Consider the following 13,368-nt stretch of genomic DNA (forward strand, 5'->3'; position numbering starts at 1 on the left):
TTTGGGGTTGGGCTGACGGGGATTGGCGAGCGTCGGTCCCCAATGTCGCGCTTGCGGACGCGAACAAAATCAACCCCTTGCAACTTTGTCACCGCTCTGGATCAGACGCGTCCAAACCACGCGCATAATGGACCCCGTCCCGTCGCAGGGAGAGGGCGCAAGGATCCGGCCCGAAGCGTGCGACGGCGATGCGATCGAGCGGGTTTAGAGGATGGGGGACGTAAACCCATCCATCGGGGGTCTGCCCAATAGGCTCCCGCCCGTCCGAGGGTCCGCGCCCTGACGCACTCCTGGCCGCATGAACGGGGGGAGCCTTGCGTGGGGAAGGGGTGAAGGGCGGAAGAGGCCCGCGCGCCCCGGCCTGAGGCATAACGATCGCGCGGGGCGTCTATGCTTCGTCGAAACGGTATTCAAACTCACACATCCGGGCGAGGCCCGGACGCCCCGCGCCCTCTCCATCAGCTCAGCGGTTCACCGCGTGAGCGCAAAGCCGCGCGTCCAGGAACCTCCCCCTCTGGGGGAGGCGGCCGAAGGCCGGTGGGGGGACGTTTTCAGCTTTCGAGGCGTCGGCCGATCCCGCGCCAATTCCCCCCTCCGATCGCTGCGCGATCGCCTCCCCCAGAGGGGGAGGTTCCTCGCGGGCACCCGCCACCTTCTCCCGCAAGGGGAGAAGGACTCCTGGAAATCATCCGACAAGCCCCGAACCTCCGCTGCCTGACTATGTCGTTGTATTGCTGGCCCCCACACGGCGCCCCGCCTCGATTGACGCTCGGTACGCCCGAGTATACTCAGACAAATAACAACGTGCCGTGTCGACACCCGTGCGACCGAGCCGCGTGGCGACGAGAGGGAGAAATCAAGTGAACTCGAAGATGCTGAAGCACGCCCTGTTGGGCGGCGTCGCCGTGATGCTGCTGAGCGTCGGCGCCGCCGGCGCCCAGACCAAGGCCAGCGGGACCCTGCGCGCCGACCAGCCCGGCGCGGTCATCCAGCCCGAGGTCTACGGCCAGTTCGCCGAGCACCTGGGCCGCGGCATCTACGAAGGCGTCTGGGTCGGCGAGGACAGCAAGATCCCCAACATCAAGGGCTACCGCAAGGACGTCGTCGACGCCCTCAAGGCCCTGAAGGTGCCGGTCGTGCGCTGGCCGGGCGGCTGCTTCGCCGACGACTATCACTGGCGCGACGGCATCGGTCCGCGCGACAAGCGCCCCGTGCGCGTCAACGTCCTTTGGGGCGGCGTCGAGGAGCCCAACAGCTTCGGCACCCACGAGTTCATGGACTTCGCCGAACTGATCGGCACCAAGACCTATGTCGCCGGCAATGTCGGCGCCGGCACGCCCCAGGAAATGGGCCAGTGGCTCGAGTACCTGACCTCGCCCACCCAGTCGACCATCGCCAACGAGCGCCGCGCCAACGGCCGCGACAAGCCTTGGAAGGTCGACTACTTCGGCGTCGGCAACGAGAACTGGGGCTGCGGCGGCCAGATGACGCCCGAGCACTACACCAACCTCTACCGCAACTTCGCCGAGTTCGTGCGCGCCCCGCGCGGCAACCGCCCGGTCAAGGTGGCTTCGGGCCCCAACGCCCAGGACTACAACTGGACCGAGGTCCTGATGAAGGGCGCGGCCAAGAACATGGGCGCGCTCAGCCTGCACTACTACGTCATCCCGACCGGCGACTGGGGCAAGAAGGGCTCGGCCACCGTGTTCGACGAGCAGGCCTGGGGCGACACCCTGGTCCAGGCCGAGAAGATGGAAGAGCTGGTCTCCAAGCACAGCGCCATCATGGACAAGTACGACCCCGAGAAGAAGGTCGGCCTCTATGTCGATGAATGGGGCGTCTGGTATGACGTCGAGCCGGGCACCGAGCCGGGCTTCCTCTACCAGCAGAACACCATGCGCGACGCCATGGTGGCCGCCACGACCCTGAACATCTTCCACAAGCACGCCGACCGGGTGCGTCTGGCGGCCATCGCCCAGATGGTCAATGTGCTGCAGGCGATGATCCTGACCGACAAGGAAAAGATGGTCCTGACGCCCACCTACTGGGTGTTCGACCTCTACAAGCCCTTCCAGGGCGCGACCTACCTGCCGGTCGAGATCGACACCCCGCAGTACGTGATCGGCAAGTCGTCGGTGCCGTCCGTCACGGCCACGGCCGGCAAGGGCGTGGATGGCCAGGTGCACCTGGCCCTGACCAACGTCGATCCGAACAAGACCGTGACCATCTCGGTCAAGCTGGCCGGCCTGTCGGCCAAGACCGCCAAGGGTCGCGTCCTGACCGGCCCGGAAATGGCCTCGCGCAACACCTTCGAGAAGCCCGACGCGGTCAAGCCGGTCGAGTTCAAGGGCGCGACCATCAAGGGCGACGTCCTGACGGCGACCCTGCCGGCCAAGTCGGTGGTGGTGCTGGACCTGAACTAAGGCTTTTGACAGCCTGAAACCACAAAGAGCGCCGGTGAAAACCGGCGCTCTTTTTCGTTCCGCCCTCAAAGCTCGTCATCCCGGCCGAAGCGCGCAGCGCGTAGAGCCGGGACCCAGGGGCCGCCGCAATGCGTTGGCGACCGCCAGGGCGCTCGACCTTACCGCTGCGCCCAGTCCCCTGGGTCCTGGATCGGCCTTCGGCCGTCCGGGATGACGATCAGGGGTTACGGGAGGTTCGTCGGGCCGCGCGGCTCGGCCGGCGGGGCAGGAGCCGCCGGAACCGGAACCGGCGCGGGAGCCACCGGCGCCGGAGCCGTCGGATCCACCGGCGCCTCGCCTTCGACCGGCGCGGCTTCCGGCGGCAGGGGCAGGCCGTCGGGGCCCAGTAGCGGTTCGGCCAGGCTCGGATCCTCGGCGGCCGTGGTCGCGTCGTCTTCGGCCGGCTTGGGCGCGCCGCCGGTGGCCGACAGGGCGAAGGCCTTCCAGATCTTGGCCGGCAGGCCGCCGCCGACCACGCCGTTCATGGCGCTGTTGTCGTCGTTGCCGACCCAGACGCCGATCACCAGATCGCCGACATAGCCGACGAAGATCGCGTCGCGATAACCCTGCGTGGTGCCGGTCTTGCCGAAGGCGCCGGGGATGGCGGCCTCGACGCCGGTGCCGCGGTGCACGGCCGAACGAAGCAGGTCGCGCATGCCGGCCAGCTCCGCCTTCGACAGGGCGCGCGGCTTCTTCGACGGCTTCCAGTCGGCCAGGCCGTGGGCGACGACCGGGGTCTCGCCGGCGGCGATGGCGGCGTAGGCGCTGGTCAGTTGCACCAGGCTCATCGGGCCGGTGCCCAGCGCCAGGGTCAGGTCGTCGGGGATCGGCTCGGTGACGCCCAGGTCGCGGGCCGTGGCCACGATCGCCTTGCGGCCGACCTGCTGGGCCAGGCGTACGGCCGCCACGTTGGACGAGCCGGCGAAGGCGGTGATCAGCGGCACTTCGCGGCCGGCGTACTTGCCCTCGTGGTTCTTCGGGCTCCAGCCGCGCACATCGACCGGCGCGTCGAGGATCGGCGAGGTCGGGGTCATGCCCTGGCGGATGGCGGCCAGGTAGACGAACAGCTTGAAGGCGCTGCCCGGCTGGCGGCCGGCGTCGGCGCGGTTGAACTGGCTGGCCTTGTAGTCGCGGCCGCCGACCATGGCCACGACGCGGCCGTCGGTGCGCATGGCCACGATCGCGCCCTGGGTGACGTTCAGCACCTTGCCGTCGCGGGCGATGGCGTCGTTGAGGATCTTCTCGGCCTTGGCCTGCAGCTTGGCGTCCAGGGTCGTCTTGACGATGGTCTCGCCGTAGCGGGCGTCATAGGCGGCGCGAGCCTGCGGGAACACCCAGTCGGCGAAGTACGAGCCGGTCGGCAGCTTGTCGCGCGGCGGGATCGGATGCATGTCGCGCTTGGCCTTGTCGGCCTGGGCCTGCGTGATCACCTCGGTCTCGACCATGGCGCGCAGCACCACGTCCATCCGCTCGCGGGCGCCTTCGAAGTTCTCGGTCGGGGCCAGGCGCGAGGGCGCCTTGACCATGCCGGCCAGCATGGCGGCCTGGCCGACGGAAAGCTTCTCGGGCGTGGTGTCGAAATAGTGCCGGGCCGCGGCCCGCAGGCCGAACGCGCCTTCGCCGAAATAGACCGCCGACAGGTAGCGGGACAGGATCTCTTCCTTGGAGAGCCGCGCCTCCAGCCACAGGGCGATCAGGGCCTCCTGCGCCTTGCGGCGCAGATTGCGGTCGTTGCTGAGGAAGGCGTTCTTGGCCAGTTGCTGGGTGATCGTCGAGCCGCCTTCGGACACCCCGCCAGCCTTGGCGTTGGCCCCCACGGCCCGGGCGATGGCCTTCGGGTCGATGCCCATGTGCTTGTAGAAGCGTCGGTCCTCGATGGCGATGAAGGCGCCGGGCACGTAGGCCGGCAGCTTGGCGGCCTCGATCGGGGCCTCCTTGTACGAGCCACGCCGCGCGATCGGCGTGCCGTCCGAGGCCATCAGCACCATGGTCGGGTTGCTGGCCGGCTCCAGGGCCCGGCCCAGCGGCAGCGACCACAGGAGCCAGGTCACGACCGCGACGATGGCCAGCACGAAGACGCCGGCGCCGATCTGCCAGGGCCGCTGCTTCCAGATCGGAACGCGCGGGGCGGGGACGGGCGCTTCCGTCGCGGGCGCCGCCTCGATCTCTTCCGTTTCGGGAGCGGCCGCGTCCACGGTCTCCTCGACCTTGGGGGCGTCGTCGTCGGAACCGGTGTTCGGAGCGGCGGGGTCGGACATGCGCGATGGAACTCGAAAGCGGCCGAGGGAGGCGAAGGCGCGTCAATAGCACAGGCGTGGCGGCCGCCCAGCGTCCGCGTGCCAAATAGGGAAACGCCCGTTCAGGCCGGAGCGCTCCGCCGACGCTCCAGCAGCAGCAGGGTCAGCGCCGCTAGGAAGCCGAAAACCAGCAGCAGGGCCGACAGCTGATGGGCCTTGTCCCATTCCAGGCTCTCGACCAGGCGGTAGATCGCGATCGACAGCACTTCCGTCTCGCCCGGAATGCCGCCGCCCAGCATCATCACCACCCCGAACTCGCCGATGGTGTGGGCGAAGGCCAACAGGGCGGCGACCGCATAGCCGGGCAGGGCCAGCGGCAGGGCCACTCGCCAAAAGGTCGCCGCCTTGCCCGCGCCCAGGGTCGCGGCGGCTTCCAGCGGCTCGTCGCCGATGGCCAGGAAGGCGTTGCGCAGCGGCTGCACGGCGAAGGGCAGGGAATAGACCAGCGAACCGATCACCAGCCCCTCGAAGGTGAAGGCCAGGGTCCGCACGCCGAACGGTTGGAGCAGAAGCATCAGCGGGCTCTTCGGCCCAAGGGCGATCAGCAGATAGAAGCCCAGCACCGTCGGCGGCAGCACGATCGGCAGGGCGACCAGGGCTCCGACCACCGGCTTCAGCATGGAGCGTCCCCGCGCCAGCCACCAGGCCAGGGGCGTGGCCAGCACCAACAGCAACACGGTGACGACCGCGGCCAGCTTCAGGGTCAGCCAGACGACCTCCGCCATGGCCGTCAGCGCACCTCGTAGCCGTAGCGGCGGATGATCGCCTTGGCCTCGCGCCCTTTCAGGAAGGCCAGGAAAGCCTTGGCGGCCTCGCTGCTCTCGCCGGTCTTCAGCAGCACGGCCTGCTGGTCGATCGGCGTGTGGTCGGCCTTCGGCACGATCCAGCGCGAGCCACCCTTGTCGTCGATCACCTGCGACAGGGCCACGAAGCCGAGTTCGGCCGCGCCGGTCTGGACGTACTGGTAGGCCTGGGTGATCGACGAGCCGGTGACGATCTTGGGCTTCAAAGCGTCTTGCAGCTTGAGCTTGGTCAGGGTCTCGACCGCCGCCAGGCCGTAGGGCGCAGCCTTGGGATCGGCGATCGACAGCTTCTGGAACTTGCCGCCGGCCAGCACCGCGCCCTTGCCGTCAACGAGGCCGGGGATCTTGCTCCACAGCACCAGGCGCCCGGTGGCGTAGGTGAAGCGGGAGCCAGCCACGGCCAGGCCTTCGGCCTCGGCCTTCTGCGGTCGTTCGACGTCGGCCGACAGGAAGACCTCATAGGGCGCGCCGTTGGCGATCTGGGCGTAGAACTGGCCCGACGAGCCAAAGCTCAGCGTCGCCTTGTGTCCAGTCTTCTTCTCGAACTGGGCGGCGATGGCCTTGGCCGGCTCGGTGAAGTTGGCGGCCACGGCCACCTTGGTCTCGCCCGCGAAGGCCGCCCCGGCGACCAGCGACAGCGCTCCGGCCACGATGGCGGCGAGCAGGGGGCGGTGGGCGAGGAACATCGGCGGCTCGGTTCGGCGGTTATGCATCGCGAGTACATAACGAGGTTTCGCCGACTGTCAGGCTGTTTTTTCGGCGCTAGCCGGGCGACAAGCGGGCGAACGGAGTCGAAAGGCGTCTCGATGAGCGAAGCGGGCGATCTCAGCGCCAGCCTGATCCTGAGGCGCGGGGCCCTGGCTCGCGTCGGCCTCGAGCGCATCGCCCTGGTCGAGGCGGTGGCCGAGCTTGGCTCGATCAGCGCCGCCGCCAAGCGCCTGGGCCTCAGCTACAAGGGCGCCTGGGACGCCGTGCAGGCGCTGAACAACCTGTTCGACGCCCCGCTGATCGCCGCCAGCGCAGGCGGCAAGTCCGGCGGCGCGGCCCAGGTCACCGCCCGCGGCCACGCGGTCATCAAGGCCTTCCGCGACATGGAGCGCGAGGTCGGGGCGGCGCTTTCGCGGCTTGAGGCGGGATTGGCGTCGGAAGACGGCGCCGACCTCTTCTGGAGCCTGGGCCTGCGCACCAGTGCTCGCAACGCCCTGCGCGGAACCATCGTGGCCCTTGTCCCGGCCGGCGTCACGGTCGAGGTGCGCCTGGCCCTGGGCGGCGGTCTGGAGGTCGCCTCGGTGATCACCCGCCGCAGCGCCGAGGAGCTCGGTCTGGCCGTCGGGCGGCCCGCCGTGGCCCTGATCAAGTCGAGCTTCGTGCGCCTGGCCGCCGAGGCGCCGGCCGCGTCCGGCGACAACCGGCTGTCAGGTGTCGTCCTCGACCGCGAGGACGGCGAGACGGCCAGCGAGGTCGTCGTCGCCCTGGCCGAGGGCAAGACCCTGGTCGCCACGGTCGCGCGAGACCTCGCCGGAGCGTTCGAATCCGGGGCCGGCGTCCACGCGCTGATCGCGCCGTCGGACGTGATCCTGGCTGTCGACTAGGCCGGCGCCACCCTTGGTCGCAGAGGCGAGGGGCCTGATCTGCACTAGCACTATGCAGCGGCGCCTCATGCTTGAGCGGAACTATGTTCAAGCATGGCCATGGGCGCAAAACGCTCCCCCCGCGCCGTCGCGGTCCTTAGGGCGATAGCCATGCGCGTTCTCGTCATCGATCCGGATCCGGCCCGCGCCGCCTTGGTGGCCGAGGGGCTGGAGGGCGTGCACCCGCTGGAGGTCCGTCGTTCGGCTCGCTTCGACGAGCGCGAGGCGATCGAGTTCGCGCCCGACGTGGTGGTGATCGCTGCCGAAAGTCCTGATCGCGACACGCTGGAAAGCCTGCGCGAGGCCAGCCAGGCCAATCCGCGTCCCGTGGTGATGTTCGTCGACCGCTCCGAGCCGGGCCTGGCCGAACAGGCCGTGCGGGCCGGCGTGGCGGCCTATGTCGTCGACGGCCTGGCGCCGGCGCGCGTCCGGCCGATCCTCGACGTGGCCATGAGCCGCTTCGCCCTGACCCAGCAACTGCGCGGGGACCTGGCCAAGGTGAAGGCCGACCTGGAGGCCCGCAAGACGGTCGAGCGGGCCAAGGGCCTCTTGATGAAGGAGCGGGGGCTGGACGAGGACGGCGCCTATCGCCTGCTGCGCAAGCTGGCCATGGACCGCGGCAAGCCTATTGGCGCGATCGCGGCCGACCTGCTGGCTTTCGCGGGCGTGTTGAAGGGGGACGCCTCTTGAGCGGGCTCGCCGATCTGAAGCTGGGCTTCATTCCTCTGACCGACTGCGCGCCGCTGGTGGTGGCCAAGTCCCTCGGCTTCTTCACCGAGGAAGGGCTCGACGTTTCTCTGAGCCGTGAGGCCTCTTGGGCGACGATCCGCGACAAGGTCGCCGTCGGCGCGCTGGACGGCGCCCACATGCTGGCGCCCATGGCCCTGGCCGCGGCGGCCGGCGCCTCGGGCGGGCTGACGCTGGACGTCGGTCCCTCGCTGATCGCCCCTATGGCCCTGAACCGCAACGGCAGCGCCATCACTGTCTCGATCGCCCTCGCTGACGCCATGCGCGCGGTGGATCCCGAGGCCATGGCCGAGCAGCCGGTTTCGGCGCGGGCCCTGGCTCGGGTGATCGCGCAGCGGGCGGGGCAGGGTGCCGCGCCGCTGACCTTCGCGGTCGTGTTTCCGTACTCGATGCACAATTACGAACTGCGCTACTGGCTGGCGCAGGCCGGAATCGATCCGGACCGTGACGTGCGCCTCGTCGTCACCCCGCCGCCGCGCATGGTCGAACAGATGCGGGCCGGCGACATCGACGGCTTCTGCGTCGGCGCGCCCTGGAACGCGGTGGCCGTGCTCGAAGGCCTGGGCGAGGTGCTGATCAGCGCCTCGGCCTTCTGGCCGGGCGGTCCCGACAAGGTATTCGGCGTCACCGAGGCCTGGGCCCACCACTATCCTGACGAACTGCGCGCCGCCTTGCGGGCCATGATCCGCGCCTCGGCCTGGGCCGACGATCCCGCCAACCGCCAGGACCTGATCGACCTGCTGGCGCGTCCCGACCATGTCGGCGTCGCGCCCGAGGCCCTGGCCCGCGCGCTGAACGACGAGATCGTCTTCCATCGCGACGGCGCGGGCTTGCCGCGCCGCGAGCACGCCCTGTGGTTCCTGTCGCAGATGGTGCGCTGGGGGCAGGTCGCGGCCGATGTCGATCTCGAGGCCGCGGCCGACGCGGTCTATCGCCCGGACATGTTCCGCGCCGCCGCTCTTAGCGCGGGGCCGGTGGTCGATCCCGCCCAGGTGTTCGACGACGCACCGCCGGAACTGGCGCCGCTGTTCGAAGGGCCGGCCTTCGATTCCACGCTCGCCGGCCGTTACGCCGCTGGGTTTTCGATCGGCCGCGCTCGCGCCTGAGGCGCTTTCGTCTCTCGCATCTGCACAATGCCTGGGCGCCGTCGGCGCCCTTTTGCTGAGCAATCATGCTGTGGCGACGTTGTGCAGGGCGGCGCCTCTTCGGTTCGTGACATCCGTCCCCGGACCGTTGTTCTGTTAGCTCAAGCCTTCGGACAACGGCGTCCGTGGCTGCCAGAGACGACCGCTCGGATGCGGTCACCCGACGAGGCGACGACGCCTCGCTCTCGCAGACACGCAACACTCCGAGGCGCATCATGATCTCTCGTGACTTCCTCAAGGCCGGCCACACGCCGACCCTGTTCGCCGCGTTCCTCTATTTCGACCTGTCGTTCATGGTCTGGGTGATCCTGGGTCCGTTGGGCGTGGCCATCGCCAAGGACTTCGGGCTCGACCCGGCCCAGAAGGGTCTGATGGTCGCCATTCCCGTGCTGGCCGGCGCCCTGCTTCGCCTCGTCAACGGCATCCTGGTCGACCGCATCGGTCCCAAGAAGACCGGCATGATCGGCCAATTGATCGTGCTCACCGGCCTGGCGGTCGCCTGGGCCCTGGGCGTGCACACCTATCATCAGGTCCTGGCCCTGGGCGTGATCCTGGGCGTGGCCGGCGCTTCGTTCGCCGTGGCCCTGCCGCTGGCCTCTCGCTGGTACCCGCAGGAGCACCAGGGCCTGGCCCTGGGCATCGCCGGCGCCGGCAACTCCGGGACCGCCCTGGCCGCCCTGTTCGCGCCGATGCTGGCCAAGACCTTCGGCTGGCAGAACGTCATCGGCCTGGCCGCCATCCCTCTCGCTGTGGCCTTCGTCGTCTACATGCTGCTGGCCAAGGATGCTCCCGAGCAGCCCGCGCCCAAGAAGCTGGCCGAGTATCTCGACGTGCTGAAGGTTCCGGACGCCTGGTGGCTGATGCTGCTCTACGGCGTCACCTTCGGCGGCTTCGTCGGCCTGGCCTCGTCGCTGACCATCTACTTCAACGCCGAATACGGCCTGGATCCGGTGATCGCCGGCTTCTTCACCGCCGCCTGCGTCTTCGCCGGCTCGTTCATCCGCCCGGTCGGCGGGGGTCTCGCCGACCGCTTCGGCGGGGTGCGCACCCTGACCGTCGTCTACGCCCTGGCCGCCTTCGGCCTAGCGGTGGCCAGCTTCAAGCTGCCCTCGCACTGGCTGGCCCTGGCGGTGCTGATGTTCTCGATGCTGGCCCTGGGCGCCGGCAACGGCGCGGTGTTCCAACTGGCCCCGCAGCGCTTCCGCAAGGAGATCGGCGTCATGACCGGCCTGATCGGCATGACCGGCGGCATCGGCGGCTTCTACCTGGCCTCGACCCTCGGCCTCGCCAAGAAGCTGACCGGCGACTACCAGATCGGCTTCCTCGGCTTCGCCGCCTTGGCGCTGTTCGCGCTCTTCGCCCTGCACGGCCTCAAGGCCCGCTGGCGCGCCGTCTGGCCGACCCTGCACGGCGCCGAAGCCGCTCCGGTTCGCGTCTGATCCTCTTTTCCAAGTGAGCAAAGTCATGACCAAGGAAAAGCTGGTCGTCATCGGCAACGGCATGGCCGGGTGCCGGGCGGTCGAAGAGATCCTCAAGCGCGATCCCTCGCGCTACGAGATCTCGATCTTCGGCGCCGAGCCGCGGGTCAACTACAACCGCATCATGCTGTCGCCGGTGCTGGCGGGCGAGAAGACCTTCGACGACATCGTCATCAACGACGAGGCCTGGTACCGCGACAACGGCATCACCCTGCACGCCGGCCGCTGGGTCACCGGGGTCGACCTGGAAGGCCGCAAGGTGATCGCCGAGGGCGGCCTCGAGGTCGCCTACGACAAGCTGATCCTGGCCACCGGCTCGGATCCGTTCCGCCTGCCGCTGCCGGGCGCGGACCTGTCGGGCGTGGTCACGTTCCGCGACCTCGACGACGTCGACGCCATGATCGCCGCCTCGGCCAAGCCCGGCGCCCGCGCTGTGGTCATCGGCGGCGGCCTGCTGGGCCTGGAAGCCGCCTATGGCCTGGCCCGCAGGGGCATGGGCGCCACCGTCGTCCACCTGATGGACGTGCTGATGGAGCGCCAGCTCGACGAGAGCGCCGGCTACCTGCTGCGCGAGGCCCTGCTGGAGCGCGGCGTCGAGACCGTGCTCGGCGCCCACTCCGAAGCCATCGTCGGCGAGGACGGCAAGGTCACCGGCCTGAAGCTGAAGGACGGCCGCACCCTGCCTTGCGACATCCTGGTGATGGCCGTCGGCATCCGTCCGAACGCGACCCTGGCCAAGGCGAGCGGCCTGCAGGTCAATCGCGGCATCATCGTCGACGACGCCATGCGCACCTCCGATCCGGCGGTGTTCTCGGTCGGCGAGTGCGTCGAGCACCGCGGGAACTGCTATGGCCTGGTGGCTCCCATCTGGGACATGTGCCGAGCCCTGGCCGAGGAACTGACCGACGGGGCCGGCGCCTATGCCGGCTCGGTGCTGTCGACCCGCCTGAAGGTTTCGGGCGTCGACGTCTTCTCGGCCGGCAAGTTCGCCGGTGGCGAGGGCTGCGAGGACATCGTGTTCCGCGACGCCGGCCGCGGCGTCTACAAGCGCGTGGTCATCGAGGACGGCAAGGTCGCCGGCGCGGTGCTGTTCGGCGATGCGGCCGACGGCGGCTGGTACTTCGACCTGATGAAGGCGGGCACCGACGTCGCCGACATCCGCGACACGATCATCTTCGGCCAGGCGATCACGGAAGGTCTGTCCGGCCTGGACCCTAGTGCGGCCGTTGCGGCCATGCCCGATACGCAGGAAATCTGCGGCTGCAACGGCGTCTGCAAGGGGGCGATCACTTCCGCCATCACCACCCAGGGCCTGACCAGCCTGGATGACGTGCGCGCCGTCACCAAGGCCTCGGCCTCGTGCGGTTCGTGCACCCCGCTGGTCGAGCAGGTCATCCGAGCCACGCTCGGCGACGGCTTCAAGGCCCAGACCGGCCCGAAGCCGATGTGCAAGTGTACGCACCACCCGCACGGCGTGGTGCGCGAGGCGATCCTGGCCCAGGACCTGAAGTCCATGCCCGCGGTCATGCAGGCCATGGAATGGACCACGCCCGACGGCTGCGCCTCGTGCCGTCCGGCCCTGAACTACTACCTGCTGTGCGCCTGGCCCGACGAGTACAAGGACGACAGCCAGTCGCGCTTCATCAACGAGCGCGTCCACGCCAACATCCAGAAGGACGGCACCTATTCGGTCGTTCCGCGCATGTGGGGCGGCATGACGACGCCGGACGAATTGCGCGCCATCGCCGACGTCGCCGACAAGTACGCCATCCCCTCGGTCAAGGTGACCGGCGGCCAGCGCATCGACCTGCTGGGCGTCAAGAAGGACGACCTGCCGGCGGTGTGGGCCGACCTCAACGCCGCGGGCATGGTCAGCGGCCATGCCTACGCCAAGGGCCTGCGCACGGTGAAGACCTGCGTCGGCAGCGACTGGTGCCGGTTCGGCACCCAGGACTCCACGGGCCTCGGCATCAAGCTCGAGAAGTTCATGTGGGGCTCGTGGGCGCCGGCCAAGGTCAAGCTGGCCGTGTCGGGCTGTCCGCGCAACTGCGCGGAATCGACCTGCAAGGACATCGGCGTGATCTGCGTCGACAGCGGCTATGAGATCCATGTCGGCGGCGCTGCCGGCCTGCATATCCAGGGCACGCAACTGCTGACCAAGGTCGCCACCGAAGAGGAGGCGATCCAGCTGATCTCGGCGGTCATGCAGATGTACCGCGAGGGCGGCTGGTACCTGGAGCGGATATACAAGTGGATGGCCCGCATCGGCCTGGAAGCCATCCATGCCGCCACGGTCGAGGACCTCGACAACCGCGCGGCGCTCTTCGCCCGCTTCGTGAAGTCGCAGGAGACCGCTCAGGTCGACCCGTGGGCCGAACGCGCCTCGGGCGGCGTCGAGGCCGGTGAATTCAAGCCGATGGCGACGCTTCCGATGGGGATGGCTGCGGAATGACGATCCAGACTTTCGACATCGACCCCGACTGGCACGACGTCGGCGCCGTCACCGACATCCCGGAGCGCGGTTCGCGTCGGGTGGCGACGGCGCAGGGCGACGTGGCGGTGTTCCGCACCAGCGACGGCCAGGTCTTCGCCCTGGTCGACCGCTGCCCGCACAAGCACGGACCGCTGAGCCAAGGCATCGTCCACGGCCACGGCGTGACCTGCCCGCTGCACAGCTGGGTCATCGACCTGAAGACCGGCCATCCCACCGGCGCCGACGCCGGCAAGGGCTGCACGCCGGTGGTGCCGGTGCGGGTGCAGGACGGCCGCGTCCTGCTGGCCCAGCCGGTGATGGCGGACTGACGC

Annotated in this window: 10 protein-coding genes; 7 read left to right on the top strand and 3 right to left on the bottom strand. The window is 69.3% G+C overall.

Translation table 11 applies throughout. The features are described from left to right. Nucleotides 1-860: 860 nt before the first annotated feature. Nucleotides 861-2,423, top strand: coding sequence for an alpha-N-arabinofuranosidase (locus AC07NS_RS21010; protein WP_494606393.1), 1,563 nt, complete (start codon nucleotides 861-863; stop codon nucleotides 2,421-2,423). A 224-nt stretch (nucleotides 2,424-2,647) separates the two neighbouring features. Here the strand turns inward: AC07NS_RS21010 and AC07NS_RS21015 are convergent, their stop codons facing one another. The 3 genes from AC07NS_RS21015 to modA form a co-directional block, all read right to left on the bottom strand. Further along, entirely contained in the window at nucleotides 2,648-4,720 is a 2,073-nt protein-coding gene (locus AC07NS_RS21015; RefSeq protein ID WP_494606395.1) for a transglycosylase domain-containing protein, read from the bottom strand. A 101-nt stretch (nucleotides 4,721-4,821) separates the two neighbouring features. Further along, on the bottom strand, nucleotides 4,822-5,484 hold the full coding sequence (gene modB / locus AC07NS_RS21020) for a molybdate ABC transporter permease subunit (RefSeq protein ID WP_494606397.1): 663 nt from the start codon (nucleotides 5,482-5,484) through the stop codon (nucleotides 4,822-4,824). Nucleotides 5,485-5,489: 5 nt separating this feature from the next. Continuing rightward, nucleotides 5,490-6,248 (bottom strand): molybdate ABC transporter substrate-binding protein, encoded by a 759-nt coding sequence (gene modA, locus AC07NS_RS21025; protein WP_494606399.1) that lies wholly within the window; start codon nucleotides 6,246-6,248, stop codon nucleotides 5,490-5,492. A gap of 120 nt (nucleotides 6,249-6,368) precedes the next feature. On the opposite strand from modA, the gene AC07NS_RS21030 reads away from it, so the two are divergent. The 6 genes from AC07NS_RS21030 (at nucleotide 6,369) to nirD (ending at nucleotide 13,365) form a co-directional block, all read left to right on the top strand. Continuing rightward, nucleotides 6,369-7,154, top strand: a complete 786-nt coding sequence (locus AC07NS_RS21030) for a TOBE domain-containing protein (RefSeq protein WP_494606401.1) — start codon at nucleotides 6,369-6,371, stop codon at nucleotides 7,152-7,154. A 150-nt stretch (nucleotides 7,155-7,304) separates the two neighbouring features. Then, a complete protein-coding gene (locus tag AC07NS_RS21035; protein ID WP_110121845.1) occupies nucleotides 7,305-7,883 on the top strand; it encodes an ANTAR domain-containing response regulator in 579 nt (192 codons plus the stop codon). Then, nucleotides 7,880-9,046, top strand: coding sequence for a CmpA/NrtA family ABC transporter substrate-binding protein (locus AC07NS_RS21040; RefSeq protein WP_494606403.1), 1,167 nt, complete (start codon nucleotides 7,880-7,882; stop codon nucleotides 9,044-9,046). The genes AC07NS_RS21035 and AC07NS_RS21040 overlap by 4 nt, the downstream gene beginning before the upstream one ends. Nucleotides 9,047-9,300: 254 nt before the next feature. Next, on the top strand, nucleotides 9,301-10,524 hold the full coding sequence (locus AC07NS_RS21045) for a nitrate/nitrite transporter (RefSeq protein ID WP_494606405.1): 1,224 nt from the start codon (nucleotides 9,301-9,303) through the stop codon (nucleotides 10,522-10,524). Nucleotides 10,525-10,549: 25 nt separating this feature from the next. Next, complete coding sequence (gene nirB, locus AC07NS_RS21050) at nucleotides 10,550-13,015, top strand: nitrite reductase large subunit NirB (protein WP_494606407.1); 2,466 nt, start codon at nucleotides 10,550-10,552, stop codon at nucleotides 13,013-13,015. Next, entirely contained in the window at nucleotides 13,012-13,365 is a 354-nt protein-coding gene (nirD, locus tag AC07NS_RS21055) for a nitrite reductase small subunit NirD (protein WP_058350359.1), read from the top strand. Before nirB ends, nirD begins: the two co-directional genes overlap by 4 nt. The last annotated feature ends 3 nt before the right edge of the window (nucleotides 13,366-13,368 follow it).

It is taken from the genome of Caulobacter sp. GW821-FHT10A10 (assembly GCF_059415745.1).